The sequence below is a fragment of the Microbacterium sp. CGR2 genome, assembly GCF_003626735.1.
In the GTDB taxonomy this organism is placed as follows: Bacteria; Actinomycetota; Actinomycetes; order Actinomycetales; family Microbacteriaceae; genus Microbacterium.
In genome coordinates this window covers 3,628,322-3,649,211 of the sequence record NZ_RBHX01000001.1, presented here as the reverse complement: position 1 = coordinate 3,649,211, position 20,890 = coordinate 3,628,322, and the positions used below count along the sequence as shown (strand labels likewise).

21 protein-coding genes are annotated in these 20,890 nt (G+C 65.3%); 6 read left to right on the top strand and 15 right to left on the bottom strand.

Going from position 1 to position 20,890, the window contains the following annotated elements:
- Positions 1 to 40: 40 nt before the first annotated feature.
- Positions 41 to 643 carry a TetR/AcrR family transcriptional regulator gene (locus D7252_RS18255; protein ID WP_120776682.1) on the bottom strand — a complete coding sequence of 201 codons (603 nt, stop codon included), beginning with the start codon at positions 641 to 643 and terminating at the stop codon, positions 41 to 43.
- Between the two features lie 87 nt (positions 644 to 730).
- Here D7252_RS18255 and D7252_RS18250 point away from each other — a divergent pair, with 87 nt between their 5' ends.
- The 6 genes from D7252_RS18250 to D7252_RS18230 all read left to right on the top strand — a co-directional run bounded on the left by D7252_RS18250 (position 731) and on the right by D7252_RS18230 (position 7,154).
- Complete coding sequence (locus D7252_RS18250; protein ID WP_120776681.1) at positions 731 to 1,606, top strand: AvrD family protein; 876 nt, start codon at positions 731 to 733, stop codon at positions 1,604 to 1,606.
- Positions 1,603 to 2,139: a hypothetical protein gene (locus D7252_RS18245; protein WP_120776680.1), complete on the top strand. Its 537-nt coding sequence runs from the start codon at positions 1,603 to 1,605 to the stop codon at positions 2,137 to 2,139. The genes D7252_RS18250 and D7252_RS18245 overlap by 4 nt, the downstream gene beginning before the upstream one ends.
- The gene (locus tag D7252_RS18240; RefSeq protein WP_183055358.1) at positions 2,139 to 2,939 is read left to right on the top strand and encodes an SDR family NAD(P)-dependent oxidoreductase; all 801 of its coding nucleotides are present in this window, start codon (positions 2,139 to 2,141) and stop codon (positions 2,937 to 2,939) included. The genes D7252_RS18245 and D7252_RS18240 overlap by 1 nt, the downstream gene beginning before the upstream one ends.
- A 126-nt stretch (positions 2,940 to 3,065) precedes the next feature.
- Entirely contained in the window at positions 3,066 to 3,233 is a 168-nt protein-coding gene (locus D7252_RS20160; protein WP_183055357.1) for a hypothetical protein, read from the top strand.
- A gap of 592 nt (positions 3,234 to 3,825) precedes the next feature.
- Entirely contained in the window at positions 3,826 to 4,437 is a 612-nt protein-coding gene (locus D7252_RS18235) for a lanthionine synthetase LanC family protein (RefSeq protein ID WP_147406772.1), read from the top strand.
- Positions 4,438 to 4,454: 17 nt separating this feature from the next.
- Complete coding sequence (locus D7252_RS18230) at positions 4,455 to 7,154, top strand: thiopeptide-type bacteriocin biosynthesis protein (RefSeq protein ID WP_308162541.1); 2,700 nt, start codon at positions 4,455 to 4,457, stop codon at positions 7,152 to 7,154.
- A 651-nt stretch (positions 7,155 to 7,805) separates the two neighbouring features.
- Here D7252_RS18230 and D7252_RS18220 read toward each other — a convergent pair.
- The 14 genes from D7252_RS18220 to D7252_RS18155 all read right to left on the bottom strand — a co-directional run bounded on the left by D7252_RS18220 (position 7,806) and on the right by D7252_RS18155 (position 20,870).
- On the bottom strand, positions 7,806 to 9,050 hold the full coding sequence (locus tag D7252_RS18220; protein ID WP_120776675.1) for a site-specific integrase: 1,245 nt from the start codon (positions 9,048 to 9,050) through the stop codon (positions 7,806 to 7,808).
- Positions 9,037 to 9,246, bottom strand: coding sequence for an AlpA family transcriptional regulator (locus D7252_RS18215; RefSeq protein WP_120776674.1), 210 nt, complete (start codon positions 9,244 to 9,246; stop codon positions 9,037 to 9,039). Before D7252_RS18215 ends, D7252_RS18220 begins: the two co-directional genes overlap by 14 nt.
- Positions 9,243 to 9,914: a hypothetical protein gene (locus D7252_RS18210; RefSeq protein WP_120776673.1), complete on the bottom strand. Its 672-nt coding sequence runs from the start codon at positions 9,912 to 9,914 to the stop codon at positions 9,243 to 9,245. The genes D7252_RS18215 and D7252_RS18210 overlap by 4 nt, the downstream gene beginning before the upstream one ends.
- 124 nt (positions 9,915 to 10,038) lie before the next feature.
- Positions 10,039 to 10,530 carry a single-stranded DNA-binding protein gene (locus tag D7252_RS18205; RefSeq protein WP_120777059.1) on the bottom strand — a complete coding sequence of 164 codons (492 nt, stop codon included), beginning with the start codon at positions 10,528 to 10,530 and terminating at the stop codon, positions 10,039 to 10,041.
- Between the two features lie 89 nt (positions 10,531 to 10,619).
- Positions 10,620 to 12,386: a TraM recognition domain-containing protein gene (locus D7252_RS18200; RefSeq protein ID WP_120776672.1), complete on the bottom strand. Its 1,767-nt coding sequence runs from the start codon at positions 12,384 to 12,386 to the stop codon at positions 10,620 to 10,622.
- 81 nt (positions 12,387 to 12,467) lie between these two features.
- Positions 12,468 to 13,013, bottom strand: a complete 546-nt coding sequence (locus D7252_RS18195) for a hypothetical protein (RefSeq protein WP_147406771.1) — start codon at positions 13,011 to 13,013, stop codon at positions 12,468 to 12,470.
- Positions 13,010 to 13,450 (bottom strand): hypothetical protein, encoded by a 441-nt coding sequence (locus D7252_RS18190; protein WP_183055356.1) that lies wholly within the window; start codon positions 13,448 to 13,450, stop codon positions 13,010 to 13,012. Before D7252_RS18190 ends, D7252_RS18195 begins: the two co-directional genes overlap by 4 nt.
- 62 nt (positions 13,451 to 13,512) lie before the next feature.
- Positions 13,513 to 15,042: an ATP-binding protein gene (locus D7252_RS18185; protein WP_120776669.1), complete on the bottom strand. Its 1,530-nt coding sequence runs from the start codon at positions 15,040 to 15,042 to the stop codon at positions 13,513 to 13,515.
- 56 nt (positions 15,043 to 15,098) lie between these two features.
- Entirely contained in the window at positions 15,099 to 16,562 is a 1,464-nt protein-coding gene (locus D7252_RS18180; protein ID WP_120776668.1) for an SCO6880 family protein, read from the bottom strand.
- 181 nt (positions 16,563 to 16,743) lie between these two features.
- Positions 16,744 to 18,168 carry a conjugal transfer protein TrbL gene (locus D7252_RS18175; RefSeq protein ID WP_120776667.1) on the bottom strand — a complete coding sequence of 475 codons (1,425 nt, stop codon included), beginning with the start codon at positions 18,166 to 18,168 and terminating at the stop codon, positions 16,744 to 16,746.
- A gap of 37 nt (positions 18,169 to 18,205) precedes the next feature.
- Positions 18,206 to 18,529, bottom strand: a complete 324-nt coding sequence (locus D7252_RS18170; protein ID WP_120776666.1) for a DUF6112 family protein — start codon at positions 18,527 to 18,529, stop codon at positions 18,206 to 18,208.
- Between the two features lie 86 nt (positions 18,530 to 18,615).
- The gene (locus tag D7252_RS18165) at positions 18,616 to 18,915 is read right to left on the bottom strand and encodes a DUF6112 family protein (RefSeq protein ID WP_120776665.1); all 300 of its coding nucleotides are present in this window, start codon (positions 18,913 to 18,915) and stop codon (positions 18,616 to 18,618) included.
- A gap of 70 nt (positions 18,916 to 18,985) precedes the next feature.
- The gene (locus D7252_RS18160) at positions 18,986 to 20,155 is read right to left on the bottom strand and encodes a M23 family metallopeptidase (protein WP_120776664.1); all 1,170 of its coding nucleotides are present in this window, start codon (positions 20,153 to 20,155) and stop codon (positions 18,986 to 18,988) included.
- Between the two features lie 13 nt (positions 20,156 to 20,168).
- On the bottom strand, positions 20,169 to 20,870 hold the full coding sequence (locus tag D7252_RS18155) for a hypothetical protein (protein ID WP_120776663.1): 702 nt from the start codon (positions 20,868 to 20,870) through the stop codon (positions 20,169 to 20,171).
- Between the last annotated feature and the right edge of the window lie 20 nt (positions 20,871 to 20,890).

Genomic DNA, 20,890 nt, shown 5'->3' with positions numbered 1-20,890 from the left:
AACTCTCAACTGCTCCGCGGGGAGTGATGTGTGCGCGTGCTCATCCGACGCGTGAGTGCTGAGCAGCCAAATGGTGGACGACAGCTCGCGCGGTGTTGACAGCGAGGGCATCATCGAGCCCCACCCCGGTCGGCACGATCGCACGTGCAAGCATTGGCCCGAGGAGCAGATCGCAGGCGAGCTCATCGTCGTCGCGGCTCTCGCTGATCTCACCACGGGCACGCGCCAGTTCTAGAACGCGAAGGACGTTCTCCCGTCGCGGTGCGATGAAGCGCGCGAAATAACTCTCGGCGACGTCGGGGTGGAGCCGGATGCTCTCCAGAAGCCCTGGAAGATTCCGCCGCATGAGGTGGCTGCGGAACATCTCCAATTCCGCCCTTTGCAACTCGATCAAGTCGTCCACCAGGTTGCCGTTATCGACTTCCAGCCCGGTGCCGAAACGATTGATGATCACTTCGAGGGCGAGGTGTGCAACGCTGGGATAACGGCGGTAGAACGTCGGACGCGTGGTGCCCACCACGGTCACCAGTGCGTCGACGGTGAGTGCCGAGTAACCCAGTGATGTCATGACGCTTTCCGCAGCGCTGATCAGCGCAACGCTGATGCCCGCTTGGGGCGGCCGTCCGACACGGTTCTGACTCATGCGCTGACGATATCAGCGGACCCCATCACGTCCTAGTGGGGCACACCGCCACCCCAGCAATACACAACGGCATGTAACGTAACTAGCATGGCGGGGGTAGCGAGTTCAGTGTCCGTACACGAGCCACGCAGAGGCGGAGAGCGTCGATGGGAGGAACTGCTCGGCCCGGCCCGGGATCGATACTTCGCCGGCAGATACCGGGAGACGGAGTACGCTTTTCTGTCCGACTCATCGTCCGGCGATGTCACCTATTCCGTTCATCTGCCCCAACAGCCGACGGATTGGCACCTGACCTCTATCGACGCTGTCGCCCTCGCTCGTTTCGCGATCATGGACACGTCGCCACCCGATCTCACTCGCTGGTTGCGCCGTTCATGGGTTCGAAGCCTCGACCTTCGCGCGGGCCGGCAGCCAACCACGGATCTCGAACGCGTGAGTGTCGCCGCACGATTGCAGGCGTCGTCCCATCAGGTCACGATCGAGGCCGACGTCGGGACGATGCACGTCCGCCTTGGCGTCGCCGCTGACGAGCCGGTTCCCGCGCGCGGGGGAGAGGCGGCCGAACCAGTGCCTCAGCGTTCTCTTCGTGAGTCCCCGACCGCTGTGCCGAGCGCGATCGAGTTCTCCGACCAGCGCGTCGACGCTGAGTGGCACTTCGATTCGGGGTTGACGGCGATCGACTACATAGCGACCTTCGGTCAGCTCACTCAGGCGATCGCCTATCACCACGCTGGGCTTCGGCGGGAGGACGCCGAGGTGCTGTGGATGCGACGCATCCAAATGACGGGCATACCGGCTCCTGATCACGGCCCGACACATCTGAGAGCCTTCGCCCAGCTGACGCGTGATCGCGTGCATCGGACTGCACGTGGCGTCGTCCACGATGTCCACGTCGCCGCGCATGCGACGGCCGGCGCGAGTGCCAATGCCAGAGCGGCATACATCGAAAGGGAAGCACGGTGAGCGTGCCGACCGCGAATGATTCTCTGCAGGAGCAGCTGGCCATGTTAGCCGTGGTCGATCTCGTGCCCGCCGCCCGCAACAGCCCTGAGTTCAAAGAGATGCACCCGGTTGCCACCGCCCTGTTCGAATATGAGCGCTCGAAGATGCACGACATGCAGAAAGCGCTGTTGATCGATGATGTCCCACCCCTAGAATCCATCGTTGCAGCGTTCTCTGCCGTCGGAGGGCTCATCGAGCAGGACCTCCGCGTTCGAGCAGGGGTGCGCATGACCTTCGAGTCGAGGACGTTCTTCCCCGAACGCCGACTCAGCCCATACCGAACCTGGCTCGGGTTCGTCCGGATGCAGCTCTCGCGGGCGTCGGAGCAGGGCCTTTTGCGGGAGGGGACACGGGTCGACGAAGCGTCAGACGTTCTCGTGTCGGCGGCCCTCGGGCAGCTGACCATCATCGTCCATGAGCAGCGTTGGGCCGAGACATCCGAGACCCTCAATCGAACCGCGGCGTCCATTCTCGGACTGCTCGAGGCTGCATGATGGCGGACCCCATGGGCAGGCTAGCGGTGGTCACCGGGGGCACGGGAGGCATCGGGACGGCGATCGCGCGCAGGCTTGCAACCGACGGTTACAAGCTTGTCCTTCATCATGTGGCCGACGTCTCTCGGGCGATTCGCGTCCAGCGTGAGCTCGGGCCTTCGGTGCTCGATGTGGTGCGGAGCGATCTCCGGAGCGTCGAAGGTATCGAAGAGATCATCGCGTCCGTGTCGACGGCGCTTTCCGAGCACCGCTCTGTGCGTCTGGCTGGACTCGTCAACAATGCCGCGCTCATGTTGGGCCCGAGCCTGCGAAAAGCCCGACCGGAAGACTTCGACGAGTACTTCGCCGTCAACGTGCGTGCCCCGTTCTTCCTCGGCCAGCGACTGTCAGAGAGGATGGGGGAGGGTTCGAGCATCGTGAATGTCTCGTCAGTGGCCGCGCACTTCGCCAGCCCCAGCGACATCGTCTATGCGATGAGCAAGACCGCGATCGAGGCGTTCGCGCGGCATGCTGCCCCCGCTCTCGCCGAGCGTGGCATTCGCATCAACACCGTCGTTCCCGGTTTTACTGACAACGGCCACCCCGCGTTCCAGTTGACGGAGGTGCAGCAACACCTTTCCTCGTTCTCCGTCCTCGGTGGCGTTGCAGAGTCCCGTGCAGTTGCTGATGCCGTGGCCTTCCTGCTCTCAGAGGCGTCAGCACGAACGACTGGCACAACACTCGACGTGAGTGGGGGAGGGGCGCTGGGCGCGCGCGCAGCGGGCGGGCTGAGCCTGCGCGACATCGCGAGAGGACACTGACGCCGACCGCCCGAACGGAAGGCGCCCCACCGTTTAAGACGACGCCGTCCATTACTTTACACGCCTGGTCGTAACGGTTATGTTATGGGCATACCCTGCCAAACCTGTTCGGAGAGGAGGTGAAAAATGAACACCGGTTCTGCTGTTCTTGAGCACGAAGAGGTGGCCGTCGACGAATTCTCGTTCGATTTCGACGTCGCCTCGATGACCGAGGATGACCTTCGCCCACAGGCGAGCACAGGTATCACGTTGCCGACGATCTTCTGCGGCGTTACGCGCCCTTCGTGCGCGTAACCACAAGCGCCCAGCCGGTCGCCGCTCGCATCTGGGGCACGACCGGCTGGGCGCTTCTTCACGCTGAATGGGCCAGCGCAGATCGTAAGGAGCGACGAGGAAGTTGATCGCATGAGGCTCGTTGACTCGAGCGCAGCCGATGTTGCGCGAGCGAAGACGGTGGATCTGAGCGATGCCGGTGACGCCTTGCAAATGCTGGTGGCTACTTCTTCTCGCGAAGGCGGGTCTTACGAACCAGTCACGCTTGGTCGTGGTCTCCCCGGCCTTGCGTGCATGCATGCCGTGGTCACGGCGGATGCGGATGTCGCTTCAACTCTGTTGCGGGCTGGCCTCGAGAAGGGCAGGGAGATCCCCGTGCGAGGTCCGGGTCTTTTCATTGGGTCCTCGGGGCTCCTCATCGCCGCTCGAATCGTGAGCGCTGTCGCACCAAGTGCGGCCGGACTTGAATCAGTCGCTCGTGCTCGCACTACGTCGCTAGAAGGATGGGATAGGAGCCTCCCGGCCGACTGGGTTGCAGGCCTGCCGGGTATCGCTCATCTCATGCATCACTGAGGAGCTTCCACCTTCTGTTTCCGTCGCTGAAACACTGCGATTGACTTTGACGAACGGTCTCGAGCGGTTGACGATTGAGCCGCCTCAGGACATGCGGCCGCTTAGCTACGCGCACGGTCTGGCCGGCACCCTTTCCGCTCTGGCGTCCCTGGCCCCAGCCGACCCAGCGCTTCCGCAGGCGGCTCGACGGATCGTTGAGTTGAGCTATCAGACCAGCGGTGGTCCGTTGAAATGGGTGCCCTCGAGTTGGTGCGCCGGACATGCAGGTGTTTCGATTGCAGTTCTCCGCACCGCGATCGAGACGGATGACACCGAACTGCTCAAATTGGCCTGGGATCTGTTTCGGTACGGGATGGATGCGGGTACGCCTGAGAAGGACCCACTCTCGCTCTGTCACGGGCTCGGTGGCTCCGTGGCAATGGCAGGTGCGTTCGCCAACCACATGGATAACGCCGATGCCGACGCCATGTTCCGGTCGCTGACGACCAGGCTCATGGTTGAGGTCGAACAATTCGAGGTCAAGCCCGACACGAACATCGAGCTGGCCTCAGGTGTCACCGGCGCGCTGGTAGCTCTGTGTCTTTCAAACAGCGCTCAGGCGCAACGTCTCGTGGAGCTGCTGCTTGGTGTCCCGGGTAGGAGTGTCGCGTGATCCATGACGTCTTCCTGATGCGTAGGGCTGCCGGCAGTGTGGCTGATCTTCCTTCTGTCTGGACTTCCGAAGAGACCATGCTTTCGTTGGCCCAGGAGCCGTGGTTCAGTCGCGTGGCTGACAGCGTTGGTGTCGAAGTGCCGGAGAAGCCAGATCCCGCTCAGATACGCGCCGTGCGAATGTGGCTCGCACGTTCGATCTCGCGAGCGACCCCTTTGGGGGAAGCCTCCGGCGTCGACGCAGGGAGGGTCACCGATGAGCCAACTCAGCTTGTCACTGCGCCTCCGCTGCGACGCGCACCGGTGGTGGGTGAGCAGTTGGTTCCTATGCTCCGCTGGTCCCCTTTCGCTCTGGAAAGCGCGGAACGGATCTGGGTCGAGAAGACGGTGTCTACCGCGGGACGATCGGCAAGGGAGAGCGTGAGCGTGCCGAGGACACGCGTGATCGAAGAAGTCGCACGGCACGCCTCTTCGCCGAGGAGTGTCGCAGACCTGGTCTCCCATCTTGTCGGCTTGTTTCCATCGTCGAGCTCTGAGCGGGTGCGTGCCGCTGTAGACGACCTCTGCGACCAGGGGTTCCTGGTGGATGCACGGAACGCCACGCAGATCGTTCCCACCAGCCCGGTGCCTTCCTTGGTTCATACGGTCCCGCTGCGGCTTTCCTGGCAGATGGCCGACCGGGCTTCGGGGCTCATCGAGGCGCTCGACTACAGGTCTGCGACAGGCGACCAGAAGGCACTGGGCGCCTACACCGACCGGTTCGTCGAGCGTTTCGGCCCTGACGAACTGATACCCCTACGTGAGGTGGTCGCCCCACGCGGCATCGGTGCCTACGATGCGGCCTTCCGTGCTCGCCACCTCCAGACCTCAGAACGCGAACTCGTCGCGGAGCTAGCGAGGTTCTCCGCGACCGCGGTCAATGGCGAAGCGCACCTCACCAGGGAATGGATCGACCGGTTTCGTGCAGCTTCGGAATGGGATGGCACCGAGGCGACAATGCCGCTCGATGTTGTACTCGAACCGCTTGAGGACTCCGACGGGCGCCCCCTTTGGTACCTACCGGCTACCGCGTTCCGCCAAGCGAGGACCACAAGTGCTCGACTCATGCTCGGGCAGGATTCAAGCACAGTCACAGCTGGCCAGGCCATCGAACGTTGGTGGAAGCGACTGGGTCACAGGGTCGCAGACCTTTCGGTGGTTCCACAGCTCGGCGAGCACCTGGATCTCGTCGCACGCCCCCGAGAACTCTCTCGCGAGATCGTCGTCGGGGCAGGGGGCGGCGCACGTCAGATCGAACTCGCGGACCTTCTCGTCGAATTCGATGGTGTGCATTTGAGGGCGGTCGATGGACGAAGCGGAGAGCGCGTGCTTCCTCTTCACTTCTCTGCTTACAATCCTGCGCTTCTCCACCCGGCATACGAATTTCTCGCCGCCCTGCATCAGCAACACGTCCGACAGGTTTCCGCCTTCGATTGGGGCGTAGCGGCCACCAACCAGTCATCGATGCCGCGTGTTCGCTTCGGAGAGGACATCGTCGCCGCGGCGCAGTGGCGAGTTCCGAAGTCAGTTCGCACCTCCGATGACTTCACTGAATGGGGACGGCTGAACGGACTGCCGCGCTATCTCACAGTCCAAGATGGCGATCGCAAGGTGGTCGTCGACTCCAGATCATCTGCAGGGCGCAGCTATCTCGCGAGCCTTGCCCGGCGCTCGAGCCTGGCCCTTTCGGAGGCCTTCGTTGACGGCGTTCACCCGCTGGCGCGCGACGCGGGTTCGCGACGGTATGTGAGCGAGATCGTTCTCACTCACATACCTGCCATCCGAGCGGAGAGCACTGCCCAACCCGCAGTCCGATCCACTCCAGGTTCACCTGCATCGGCGAAGACGCAGGCAGCGCCTGGATGGGCCACGTTGAAGCTTTATGCACCGTCGACTGCTCACAACTCCCTACTCCGCGGTCGTCTGGGCACGTGGTTCAGCGAGAAATGGGCTGCCGACAGCCCGGCATTCTTCCTGCGCTACAAAGACCCGGACAGCCACCTGCGAGTGAGGTGTCGTAGGCAGCGGTCAGCAGACGCAGCACAGGAACTCTACGAGCTGGGCGCGGAAATCGCAGACGAAGTTCCGATCGTCCGCCGGTTCGTGATCGAGCCGTACTACCCCGAACTACAGCGATACGAGGTGGCCGACCGGGGTGCGGAAGAACTCTTCAGCGTTTTCGGGGCGGACGCTCGTCTCGCCCTCGCAACCGCCACGCTGCCGGGCCTCCACCACGACTCAGAAGGCGACATGCTCTGCCATGCCGCTCTCCTCTGGGAATACCAGCGGTTGAGTGAACGAAGACGGGACCTCGGTGAACCGAGCGACGGCGAGCGCGCCAGGCTCAAGACGTTCCGCTCTCGACTCAGCACCCTCGCTAAGCGCTGGGATGGCGAATGCTCGCTGCTCGAGCTGCTTGACACTAGACTCCAGGAGCCCGTCGCGGACCTCCGGAGCGCGATCACCAGGTTTGCCGCCGCTCGTGGACCGCTCTCCGACCAAGTCCTCGAGTCGCTGGGCCACCTCTCGCTTAACCGAGCAGGTTGCATTGGGGAACACGAGACGACGGCGCATCGGGCCATCCATCCGATCGACGCAGCGCGGCGGAGTCGGCGCGCTTTCCTCTCACGCGACGACTGCTCTGCCCTACATGCTGACGTCGATGCCTCTGGGGATTAGATAGTGCTGACGCGCGTACTCGATCGTCTGATCGAGGGAGTCAATCGTGAGGCAGCGCTGTAACGCACGCTCGGACGCCGGGAGGTTCTCGCCGAGGGCATGAACCGCGACCTTGACCTCAATGAGCGTCTGGACGATCCTGAGCACCGTCTCATCGTTCTCGGACCAAGCATTCTCTGCGTGACTGGGCATGACTCCATCCGATCGCATAGCCGCTCCGATGAGATCCCCCGCGGGGTGGACATTTCCGAACTCTGAGACGCTCCCGTCCATCGCGAGACGGACGGCACGGGTCAGCAGGCGAGTCCACTTGTCTAACGGACCGATCCTGAAACCGCGCCTCGCTCCGGGCGAGTGATTGCATTGAGCGTGACGCTGCTCCGGGGAATCGTCCTGTGAGACGGCTCACCCCGCGCGCTATAGGGCCCGGGTCCACCCAGGAACGCGCGGTTGGCCTCCGCGCCGGCTGGTCGACGCGGGCCGCATGGGCACCAACGAGGATGATGCATTGTCGTCGACATGGGTCGTTTCGACACTGCCTACCAGCCGAACGAGTTCGACGTTGAGTTCATGTCCGCATCGGAAGAGACGGCGCGCATCAGCTGTACGAAGGGCGCGTCGGGTGACAGGGCGTTTGCATTCATGGCGTTGCTACGTCCATCTACGGTGCTCGGCGCGGGCCATTGATCCCGCTCGGGGAGAGAGGCGCGGTGTCGCGGAGTGGGGATTTTCTTGTTCGTTGAGGAACGCGTTCGCGCGGGCGGCGGCGTCGGTGAGGTGCCTGGTGTCCGGGTGCAAGTAGCCGCGGGTGGTCTCGATGGATTTGTGGCCGAGGATGCCTTGGAGGACGTGGAGGGGGATGCCGGCGTCGGCGAGCCAGGTTGCTCCGGTGTGACGGAGGCCGTGCCGGGTGAGGCTCGTCAGTTCAAGATCGGTGACGAGCTGATCCCATTTCGTCGCGTCCCGCACGGAGGCGGTAGTGAGCACGCCACCGCGGGGTCCGGTCAGTAGCCGTTCGTCAGGCTCACGGTCTGCGGTGAGGCGCTCAAGCACGGGGGCGAGCGCTTGCAGGATGGGGACGTGCCGGATGTCTCGTCCCTTGGTTCGTTTGGTGACGAGCCCGCCTGCGCCTGGGTAGGTTTGGCGGCGGATCGTGACGATCCGTTGGTCCCAGTCGATGTCGCCGACTTGGAGGCCGGAGATCTCGGAGCCGCGGGCCGCGAGGAGCGCGCAGAGCATCACGAAGTCGGAATAGCTCTGATGCACCGCCCCACACCGATCCGCCAACGTCGTGAGGGCCGCGAGATCCTTGAGCGCGTGCAGGCGCGGTGACTGGTCATCCTCGTTCAGGTTGAGGGCCGATTTCCCGAGCGAGCGTCGGGACCGGTTGCGGGCGGGGTTGCTGAGCAGGAGGTCGTCGCGGACGGCTTCGTCGAGGACGCGGACGAGAGGCGCGATGGTGTTCTTGATGGTCGACGCCGAGTGCTGGGTTTCCCACTGGTCGATGGTGCGATCGATCATCCCGGCCGTGATCTGCGACAGTGGCAGGTGCCCGAGGGCGGGGAGGACGCGGAGGCGGAGTCCGAGCTTGTAGCCGTCGACGGTGGACGTCGGGTCCAGGCCCCGCTGCCACCGGTCGCCGATCATCTCGACATAGTCGGAGAACAGGATGCGTTTGTCGATCCCCAGTTCGGCGGAGGCCTGCAGGTATTGAAAGAACTCGTCCGCGGCGTCCTCGTCGGGGACGACGAGGGCGCGGGTGACCCGTTTGCGGGTGTGGGGGTCGATCCAGCGGGCACGAGCACGGATCCCCGAGGCACGGTGTTCAAGGTCGGTGGTGACCTTCACCCCGATCGGCGGCACCGGCAGAGGCGCGGTCGGTTCAGGCGTGCTCATCGGTGCCGAGGGAGGCGAGCCAGTGCTCGACCTGTTCGATGCGGTACCTCGTCACCCCACCGATCCGGATGAACGGGGGCCCTTTCTTCTCGGCCCGCCACCTCGACAGCGTCGATTCCGACACCCGCAGGAACGCCGCGATCTCCCGGCTGTCCCGCAACGGTGAAACGAGGACGTCACCGGTCTGTTCGGTCATGACTGCTCGCTCCAATCGATCTTCACGATTTCCCGGATCGTCGCGTCCTGCTCCGCAATCCGGGCCTTGACCTGCTCCTCGACGAACGCGAGGAAATCGTCCGTGCGCTTCGCGACGGCGCGTTCGGTGGTGTCGGGTTCTGTCCAGTCTTCGGCTTCGCCTCCTGGCCACACTGTGATGCGGGTGGGGCGGTCGCGGTCCAGGCGGGTGCCGGAGATCGTGACCCAGTCCCGCAATCGTTCGCGGGCGACGCTGAAATCGTGGTGCCAGGCGAGTGCCTGGTTGCCTTTGGCTTGCGGGTCGAAGCAGAACAGCCAGTGCTGGCGCAGGGCGGACAGCTCCCAGAGGAGCTCGGGGTGGCGATGCCACATCGGCGGGACAACTTGGGCGGGGAGGCCGTAGGTGTGGCGGAGCCAGTCGACCCATCCGTTCAGCTCGAGAAGCTCGTGCTCGAGGTCGGTGGGTGGGAGGGTGCGCCAGTTGATAGGGCGTGCCACCGCGGTGAGCGACTTCGCCAGGTCCGCCTGGAACGTTTGCTTCGCGAACTTCTTCGCTTTCTCAGCGACGTCTGCGGGGAGCCCGGACAGATCAATCCCATCGAAGTCAGGCTCCGACACGGTCGAACCCGCGTCGGGCAGATCGGGTGGGGTGGGGCTGTTGGTGGTCATCAGAAAACTCCCGGAACCTGGCGAGGCGAAGAAGGAGAGCCGCGAAGGATGCGGCGAAGGAAGGAGGCGGGTGCGGCGACCAGACGGAGGTGGTGGTGGGGTGGCTGGTCGCCGCACCCGCGGCTTATCGGGCGACCACGTCGCGCTGCACGGACGCAGCGCGGGTCGCGGCGGGTGGTTCCGGGTCGAGCTGTGCTTCGCGGTCGGCGAGGGCCTGCTGCACCTGTTCGCGCACCGGGGTCTCCTGCTGCGGGGTTTCTCGTTCAGGCGGGGTGCGGTCGACGGCGTAGCGGGTGATGTTGTTGTCGTGTCCGATCCGGGACGCGACGAACTGCTCACGTTCGGTGCCGTCGCTGCCCGTGTAGGTGCGGGTCTCGCCCTCGGCGAGGAAGTTGTCACCCTTCTGGAACTGCTCATGCGCGAGCTCCGCGGAGCGCCGGAACATCACCAAGTCCGTGAACGTCGGCTCCAACGGGGTGAACGTCCCGTCGTCTTCGACCCGTGCCTGGGGCTGCCCGATCCGGGCATAGAGGCGGGCATCGCCCTTGCTGGTGAACGTCAGCTCCGGGTCGGACGCGACAAACCCCGACAGGGATTCCTTCGTGCGAATAGTCATCGTGATATCTCCCAACATGTCCATGTCAATCCCGCAGCCGCGGGCTCACCAGACAGGTACGACCACGCCCCCGACCTACACGCCGGGTGCTACCGGGCACCGCCCTGGAGCAGCTCCTCGACCTCGCCCCGGTCCGTCCGGAGCTGTTTCGCATCCGCCCGGGATGGCCACGGGCGCAGGTTCGTGATGATGGGGCGGGCGGTGCGGAGCATCACCACACCCGTCCCGAAGGGGAGCGTGCGCAACATGTCGGGTGGGAGGATCGGGACCCGTCGGATCGACCGTTGCGATGAGTGCGCCCCATACGCGTCCGTCGTCATGCTGTCGGTGGTTTCGTCGCGGTCGCCGATTAGCGTGGAGAGGTCTTGCAGGTCTCGACTGTTGGAGGCTCCGCCGAGGATGATTTTCACGATGGAGGCGTCCCAGATCGCGTTCGCCTGATTCTCACCCCACTTCTCCCGCGCCTGGGCAAGGGACTGCAACACCGGGAGTGGGGTGATGCCGGTGCCGCCACCTTCCGCCATCAACGTCGGCAGCGACGGCAGCGGGGCAAGGTTCCCAATCTCATCCAACGCCAGCAACAAAGGCGGATCCATGCGTGCGCCAGGCGAGCGTGCAGCTATCTTCCGGGCAGTTTCAACGAGATCTTCAATGAACGCCGCCACCAACGCCGACGACGCCCCGGCGCCGGCACCGGTCGCCAGGAAGTAGAGGGTGCCGTTGCCGAGGAGAAACTCCTCCGGATCGAACTCCTCACCCGGCCCTGGGGAGACGGCGTCCAGAACGCGAGGGTCGGCGAGGGCAGAGAACGCGAGGGACACGCCCTGCCAGATCGAGTCGCGCGTGCGGGGGTCGGCTTGCACCATCGCATCCAAACTGTCCGCCCACCCTTCTGCAGCTCCCGAATGCGAGGAGAGGATACGGACGGCGTCGGCAGCCAGAGTCGGGTTCAGCGCCCACTGGTACAGGGTCTTCGCATCCCTACCGTCGAGAGCGGCGGCATGGAGAAGGGCTTGGATCGCGGCGGTCGTCTTCCCTTCCCAAAACCCTGCGTCCTGGACGCCACCGAACCCTGTGGCGGTGGCGAGGCCTTTCGCGCGGATCATCGCCGTGAGCGGGTCCTGGCAGCCACGCACCGGTGACCACCGCATCCCCGCCGGGAGCCCCGGGGCGAGCTGCTGCGGGTCGAACACCGCGACCTTCCCCTTCTTCGCGCGCGCTTTCAAGGTCGCGGTGAGGTTGTCCGGACGGGTGCTGGTGGTGATGACGGCTCCGGGGGCGTCGAGGATCGCGTTGATCACCACATGCAGCCCTTTCCCCGAGCGGGGCGGGCCGATCAGTAGGATCGAGTCTTCGACGGTCGCCCAGATCTGCCCGCCTTTCCCGGTACCGAGCAGATACCCCACGTCTTCCGGGGCGGGCGTTCCGGTGAGCGAGGGCCGCAACGTCGCAGCCTTCTTCACCAGGGTCTTCGGTGAGACGACCCGGGCGACCTCGGCGGCAGTGGCGGTCCCGGCGAGCCGGTGCGGGTCTGATTTCGACCGGGAACGGTGAACCGCCCGAACCACGAAGAGGCCCGATGTTCCGAGCACGCCAAGAACCACGGCGACGACTGCCCAGTAGACGAACGGGTTCAAGCCTTCCGCGCCAAGCGCCGCCCCGGGGTCCGTTGGAGTGGCAAGGACACTCATCCCAGAGGTGAAACTGCCGGACGGTTCGGGCAGGCCGGTGAGGAATGCGGTCACGGAGCCCGCGACCCTTAGTATCCCGGTGAACACGGCGGCGGTGATGAGGGCTCCGAGGGCGAGGTTGATGAAGAGGTCGTTGGCGGGTTTCGCCTGCACAGGACCAGACATGTCGGCACCTTTCTGATCCCGCACAAGGCACATGCGCGGGGTCAGGACAACAGGTACGACGACGAGCGGACAAGCGGACGGTCAGTCGATGCGCTGCACCGAGGCGGTGCCAGAGATTCGCCCCAGCAAGATCACCTCACCCCTCACGCGAGGGATCTCGCCGCAGTCGACGAGCGCGCGGGCGGCACCGGTCGGGCCAGCCGAGCTGTGGCGGAGGATCAGGGCGAGGGCGACGTCTTCACCGGGGACGAACCCGTCCGCGGTGAACTCCAGAAGGCTCGGCAGTGCTACCAGTGCGAGTGCGGCGTCTTCTGGTGGAGCGAACAGCGACCGCGGCTCAGACGCAGGTGGCGTGAGGATGTCTGCGTGGACGCTGCCGTCCATCTCTCGCACCTCCACCCGGGTTGGTGAGCCGAAGCGCCCGACGAGCTCCGTCACCGTGGCTGTGATCTCGTCTCGGCGGATCGGGGTAGCGGAAAGGCGGTTACCGTTCACGGTCACGACGAGAGTGTCCGCGTTCACGGCTTCGAGGAGAATCTGCGGCAGCACCGCAGGCACCACCAACCTCGATTTCGGGGCCACGGGGTGTGTCTGGGTGCTGTTCTGGCGACGGCGTCGAAGGGTCATGCCAGGAAGGTGCGACCCGGCCCCGAACGCCCCACCCCGTCGTCTGCGACGGGGTCGGTGGTGAGGGCTTCCTCCCGGGCAATGAGCTCGCACAGCGCATCCGCCCACCCACCGGTGATGTGCAGCAGCGTCTCGTAGTCGGCGGAGACGACTTCACCCTCGGAAAGCGTCACCCACGGCCAGCTCCCATCCGGCTGTGGAAGCCGAGCTTCGGATGCCCACGTCCAAGACACCGGAACACGGTCTTCATCGGCCCAGCCGACTCCGGCCGGGTACTGCTCCTCGATCGCGAACCGCGGCGAAGGCCCGTGCAAGGGATACAGCACGAAATGCCCAGCTCCGAACGTCTCCGGATCCTCATACAACAGGATCAACTGATCCTGGGATTGCTGCTCGATCCGATGCAACCCGTCATCGAGGGTCATCATGTTCCGCACCAGCTCCTCCTCCGACACCCCGCTCGAACCACCCGACCCCTGGTGCTCTGGGACGGGTCCGTCTACGCTCCAGACAGGTTTCCGGAGCGCTCAGGATTCGTGAACTCGCGGGGATTCTGGGTCATTCTTTGGGTGGTATCGAAGGCCCGCAGCTCATCAGGGTGCAACTGATGCTGGACGACGTATGACGATTCTTTGATCCGCCACAGCCCCTGTCCGGTCCCCAAGGATGGGAGGAGTTTCTGCTCGGTGCCGGTGAGGCCGAGGGTCTTCCCTGTGGTGCCGATCTGATCGGACTCTTGTCGGTAGATGATCCGCGACTCCGCATTGGCCAGCAGGCTGTTGGCGAGGGATCGCATGGCGGAGCCGTGGTCGCCGACGTTGTCGAGGTCGGTGAGCTTGTGGAAGATGAGCAGGTTCGCGATCCCGTAGTGGCGGGCGAGCCGCCAGTGCGCGTCCATCCGCTTCAACAACGCCGGGTGGGACATGAGCCGCCACGCCTCGTCATAGACAACCCAGCGTTGCCCACCGTTCGGGTCCAGCAGTGCGGATTCCATCCACGCGGACGAGCACGTCATCAGCACCGAGATCAATGTGGAGTTTTCGACGACGCGGGACAGGTCGAGGGTGATCATCGGCAACGTCGGGTCGAACGTCACGGTCGATGGTCCGTCGAACAGGCCTTGGAGGTCGCCGGAGACGAGACGGCGCAGGGCGTGCCCGACCATGCGGCCGTCCTCGGCAAGGCGGTCGTCATCTGTGGGGTCGGGAGTGAGGATGCGGTCAACGACCATCGGCAGGATCGGCACATCGTTACTGGCGACCACGGCCTGGAGGGCGATATCGATGACCGTGTGCTCCAGCGGCGACAACGACCGCTCCAACACCGTCTCGGCAAGGGCACCGATCAGGTCACGGCGACGCGACGCAACTGTGGACGCCCATTCGGCGTCGGAGAGCCCGCCGGGCCGGTAGCCCTCGTCGAGCGGATTGAGACGGTTCGAGAGGCCATGCCCGAGGACGATCGCTTTCCCACCCACTGCCTCCGCAACCGCCGTGTGCTCACCCTTTGGATCGCCGGGGACGTACACGCGACGCCCGAACGGGATGCTGCGGGTGTAGAGCGACTTGGCCAGCGACGACTTCCCGCTGCCGACGATGCCGGCGAGGACGAGGTTGGGGGCGGTGATGATGCCTCGTTGGTACAGCACCCACGGGTCGTAGACGAAGGATCCGCCGGAGTACATGTCCTGCCCGACGAACACTCCTTGGGAGCCGAGGCCTCCTTCGGCGAGGAACGGGTACGCGCCCTGCAGCGCGGCTGAGGTGTCCTGATGCGCGGGTACCCGAAACCCCCGATACGACCGCAATCCCGCGGGACCTGGCTCGCCGCTCCGGGGGAGGTAGTTCGTCGAGCGTGCTTCTGCCCGTTCCGCGGCGAGTTTCGCCTTCTCGGCGGCGCGTTGCTCGGCGTGCTCGCGGGCGATGACTTGCCGGGCGGCACGTTCCCGGGTCTTGCGGTTTTTCCGGCCGGTGCCGTCTTCGACGAGGACGGTGGAGTAGAGCTTCTTCGGGCTGGTGTGCTGTTCCATGAGGGGTGGCCTTCCGACGGAGTGTGCAGTGACACCCGTCAGGTACGCCTCATGTCTCAGATGCCTCGGCACAGCGGCAGCGCTGCCGCGACGAACGCCTGTGCCTGCTGCCCGACCAGCCGCCTGGTTTCGCACGACGCCTGGATCGCCGCCTGTTCGATCGCCGATACCGCAGCTTCGAGCTCATCGGTGGTGGGTGCGGAGACGGCGAGGAGTCCGGTGTAGCGCAGGACTCCGTGGCCGCTGGTGAGGTCGGCTTCCTGTTGCAGCACGTCTTGGTATTCGGCGGATTGTTGGGCGTCTTCGATCTGCCCGACCTTTTGCCGTTGCGCCGCATCACTGATGTACTCGGTCTTCTTCTTCCGGATATCCCGCGCCGCCTGATCAGAACGGATCGGATCGCACAACAGCGTGAACGCCCGCCGGATCCCTGAGCTCAGGAGCACGGGGGCGAGGAAGCCTGGGTAGACGAGTGAGCGCGGCCACTCACTGATCCACAACACCGCATGATGCGCGGAGTCCGACCGCAGCTGGTCCCAGGTCTCTTCGACCGCGACCGGGCCCGCGGTGGCGAGGTCCTGCCCGATCTCCCCGGACCGTTCCAGGGTCGCGGCGATGGCGGGGTCGTAGGCGGAGCGGAGCATGATGGCGAGCTGTCCTGGCGTGTACCAATCGGAGGGTTTCAGGTCTGCGGTGCGGAGCGCGGTGGTGAGGGTCTCCATCTCCTGCTTGAGCACCACCGCGGCACCTTTGGGGCCACCGCCGGCAGTGCGGATGGCGCGGGACGCGGCCCGCATGTCCAGGCTCAGGGAGATGGTCGAGATGTGGCGTTCCCCGGCAGGGCCTGCCCGGTCGATGAGCTCCCGGTACGTCTTCGCGACCCAGGAGTCGTCGTCGTTGCCGTGCTCAGCCCACCACTGCGCGAGCCCCGACCCGGAGTCGGGGACGGTGCGCTCGAGGACTTGGAGGCGGGCGATCCTGGTGGACCGGCACGCGGTAGACAGTACACGGCCCCAGGCGCGAACGCGCCGCTCCTGCTCACCCGGATCCAACAGAATGAACGAGGGATGGGTCACCTCCACCAACGCCGTCAGGGTCTGCCCGTGCGGGTCATGCACCATCACCGCCCCGCTCTCGGGGTCCTCGTACTGACGCAACGGCGCCGCATCTCCAGGCAGCGCGAGAGTCCCCGCAGGGCGTGGCTTCACAATCCGACGTCGATACCTCGTCTGGCGGAGCGCCTGCCGGAGCACCCAGTGGAGGGCGATGGGAATCCAATCGACGAGCTTCCGCCCACCGACCGGTACCCAGGCGAGGGCAGTGCCGGTACCCCATATCGGGGACGTGTACAACGCGGCCGGGCCTCCGGTGTAGAGGGAGACGATGAACACGGCGACCGCGACGGAGAGGGCGATGACTTGTGGGAGGGAGAGTCCGAGGATGATGCCTCGCCGGGTGAGGCGGGAGAACTTCACCACTGACAGCTCGAACTCGGTGCGGGTGGACGCAGTGCTGGCCATAGTGTGCTCCTGAACAGGCGAACGGATCGGGGTCGCCGGTCAGGTACGGACACCACAGTGGGCGGTGGCCCGTGAACCACTCCCGGGGGTCGGGTCGCTTCTGACCACTCGGGGTGTGTTGTTCGCGGGCCGCCGCCCAGACGACGGAATGTCGCCTCCTTTCAGTGGTGGATCTCTCCGGTCAGGTCTTTGGTGTGGGCTTCGGCGGCGGTGGCACCTGCCCGCCACCGTTCTTCGCGGGCGGGGTTTGCGGCTTCGGCGCAGGCGCGCTCGGCGCCGGTGTGGTGGGCTGGGTGGGCGGGACTGACTGGTCAGGTGGTGGTGGCACGGAATGCCCCTCACTGGCGGCTCCGGCGTGGCCGTCGGCGGCGCGTCCGATCGCGTCGCCGAGCTTCGGGCCGGCCTCCGCTGCGCCCTTGGCGATCTTCGCTCCGGCGACTGCGGCGATCCCGACCGGACCTGCCGCTGCAGCGCCCGCCCCGGCTCCCGCGCCTGCACCACCTCCGGCAGCACTACCGCCTGCGCTGCTCCCTGCCGCTCCGGCACCACCTCCACCGCCCGGTGGGGCTTTGGGCCCACCCCCTGGAGGGGGCGGAGGATTCCCTCCACCACCATCGTTCTTGCCGCCGTCCCCGCCGTCGAGGATCTTCTGCGGCCCGCCACCGTCGGGCTTCCCGGGGAGCGGCATGGGCCGGTTCATGGCCTGCTTCGACTCCTGCTCCGCACTCATGACGTGGTACATGTCGAAGCCGACGAAGGAGATGAACTTGTAGACCATGTAGGGAGCGAACGCGGCGATGAACATCAGCACGATCCCCGCGATCGGATCCGCAATCGAACTGAGGTCCATATCGATCGGCGCGTTGACCTGATTGATCGCTACGAGGAACACCACGACGATGACGAGTTTGGAGAAGATCAGCGCGAGCACGAACGACGCCCATTTCCCGAACCAGCCCTTCGTCGCATCCCAACTCGCTCCCGATAGGGCGATGGGTGCCATCACGACGGCGACCAGGATTAGGGCCTTGCGGATGAGTAGCGAGAACCAGACGATCGCTGCCGCGCAGATCGCGAGGAAGGACAGGAAGATGGTGATGATCGCGCCGGCTCCGGGGGCGGTGAGGTTGATCGCGGTGAGCCCGGCGACGAGGACCCCGATCTTCCCGCCCATCTCCTCCAACGTCGTTCCGGTGGCCTGGATGATCCCAATCGACAGTTGATCGACGATCTCGAGCAGTGTTGCCGTCAACGTGATGACCAGGAACGACCCGAGCACCGACTTCGCTAAGCCGAGGGCGGCGCGGGAGAGGGCGGTGGGGTCGCGGCGGATGAGGCCGGTGATGAGTTGCAGGCAGAAGAAGATCAACATGACGAAAATCGCGATCCCAAAGATCACGTTGTACACGCCGACATACCCGGCCCCGGTGATGTCGACCAGGGTGGTGGAGTCGAATAGCGCCCAGACGCCTTGGAAGATCCAGGACGCAGCTGCTCCGATTGCTTGGGCGAGCCAGTCGAATGGTGCAGCGACGAGGGTGGCTGCGCCTTCGCCGACGGCGTCGCAGACGTTGCTGATGATGGGGACGTCACAGATACCAGCCACAACACCCCTCCCTTCTACGGGTCGAGATGGTGGTGGGTTAGGAGACGGTCTGGCCGACGTTCCAGAAGAAGTTGATCAGCGTCACCGATGCGCCGGTGATGATCGCCGCCCCGCAGGAGATCAGCACCCCGACCTTTCCCCGCGACGCCAGATGCGGGTTGCTGCTGTTGGAGCCGAAGCCCCACACGATCGCGGAGATGGTGAGGGCGAGGACGGACAGGATCAGCCCGATCGTCATCACCGCACCCACCACCGTGCGCAGCGCGGCGATGCCGGGGAGTCCGGAGTCGTTCGGGGTGATGTTCACATTCGCGGGCAGCACCGCGACGATGGTGGTGAGAGTGTCGAGAATGGCAAGCATGGGTGGGCTCCTTCACAAGCGATCGCCCCGTATCCGGTCGTGCGGGGTCACTGGGACAGGTGCGACGCCGGAACGTGCGACCGGGCTCAGAGGGTGTCGCCGAGGTTCAGGAGGAAGTTCATCCATGCCACACCGGCACCTGCGAGGACAGCGGTTCCGAGGGCGACGAACACCCCGACTTTTCCTTTCGCAGCGGTCTGCGGGTTCCCGGTCGTGGACGACACTGCCCACACGATCCCAGAGACGACGAGCATGAGCACCGAAACGATCAACACGATCGTGAGCAGCGCGCCGACGATCTCGATGAGGGTGGAGCGACCTCCGACACCGGAGAGATCGGGGTAGACGTTCTCAGCCTGTAGCAGGGCCAAGGTGATGGCAGGCATACGGTTCTCCTCACGACAACGGGGTGGGCGGGCACCGGTCAGGTGCGCCGCCCACCCCGCCAGGCCTCCCTCAGCCGGTGCAGCCTGGCCCGCCACCGACGGGTGCGTCGATGCCCTCGACGCCGCGCTCTGCGAGCCACGGCTGCGCGTCGACGGCGAGGGCGTTCGCGCCGCCGGGGTGGACCTGGAAGTGCAGGTGCGGGCCGGTCGAGTGGCCGCTGCTGCCGACATCACCGATGTGTTGACCGGCGGTGACCCGGTCGCCAGTGGTGACGTGGATGCCGTGTGCCCACATGTGGATGTACTTCGTTGCGATCTTCTCGCCGCCGATGGTGTGCTCGATAGTGATCTGCCCCGAATACCCATCGACCATCCCCGCATAGGTGACCAGGCCGTCGGCGAGGGCAAAGATCGGGGTGCCGTCGGGGGCTGCCCAGTCCGTCCCCGCGTGGAGGCGTGCCTCACCGGTGATGGGGTCGATCCGCGGACCGAACGACGACGTGTGCACATAGCTGCCTGTCGGCAGCGGGAACACCAGCCGGCTCGTCTCGGGAATGTTCGTGTCCCCGGGCACCCCGCTCCCGCCGCCGCTGTTGTTGCGGGTGAGGGTGTCGAGGATGGTGCGGGCGACGGGTTCGTAGTTCTGGTACCGGTCCGGGTAGGCGGACACTTCGACGGCTTGGGCGGCTTCGCCCTTGTCCATCTGCTGCCACCCCGGAATATCAAGCAGCCCACGCGGTGAGGGATAGTTCGGTCCGTCGGGCCCGCCGTAGAACGCCCGCGCCTGATAGGTCGTGTCCATGAGGTCGGCGACGGTGCCCCACCCGGACTGCGGGCGCATCTGGAACAGACCCAAGCTGTCGTGGTCGGAGCCGTTCCCATCGTTCGGGTAGGTGCCGCTCTCGGGGTAGGTGCCGGTGTTGGCGAGCTGCCGCAGTGTCGACTCCGTCAGCGCCGCCATCAACGCGATCAAAATCCCGTCCCGCCCTACGCCGGGGATGCTGCTGCCGACGGTGATGATGGTCCCGGCGTGGGTGAGCTGCTGCTTGTTGAGCGTGAAGGTGTATCCGTCTTTCATCGTCACTTCCAGCGAGTCCGGTATTGGCCCGAGGATCACACCGCTGGCGATGCAGTTCCCTTGGTTGAGGACGGCCGGGTTTACGAGCACGCCGATGCTGAGTAGCCCGAGCATCGGGGCGAGCAGAACGAGGGTGGCTGCGGCAGCAAGGAGTTTCTTCATCACCGCCTCCGGCCTATCGGAGGGGGTTGTCGAGTTCGGACAGGCGCAGCAGATGGCACCGGTCGAACACCGGCTGACAGGACACGAACACCGTGAACGCAACCGCATGCTCAGAAGTGACGGGGTCGTCGTACCAGACGCCGTCCCGGTGCCTGATGCCTTCGACCGTGTACGCGACGGTGCCGTCGGTGATGTGTCCGCCGGAGGCGACGACGGCTTCCTCCCACTGCGCGGGGACGAATACCCGGTCGATCTCAATGTGTTGGCGGGTGCGGTACTCGGCAAGGTTCCGCCACGTGGATGTCGATGGGAAGTACCCGTCGAGGTCCGCGATCAGCCCCGGGGTCTCGGTGCCGGACGGGTCGGCGTCCTCGATCAACACTGCCCGGTGATCCGAAGGGGTCAGGAGGGTGAAAGTGTCCCAGTTGAACAACGCCTCCGCGACCGCACGCACGTAGGCCTCGGGGTTATTCGTGCGCGGTAGTTCCGGCAGTTCGGCTTCGCCCGGCTGCCCAGTCGGGTCGGTGGGGTCGAGAGGTGTCGTGGACAAGCTGGGTGTGCGCTCCCCGGGATCGTCGCTGCCGCGGGGTCCGGTGATGAGGCCGTAGATGCCGATCCCGGCGAGCACCGCGATGACGAGACCGGTCGCGGTGAGGGTGATGATCAGACGGCGGCGACGATGGCGTTGCTGGTCGTCGGTGTGAGGAGAGGACATGGGGTGGGGCCTTCCAACAG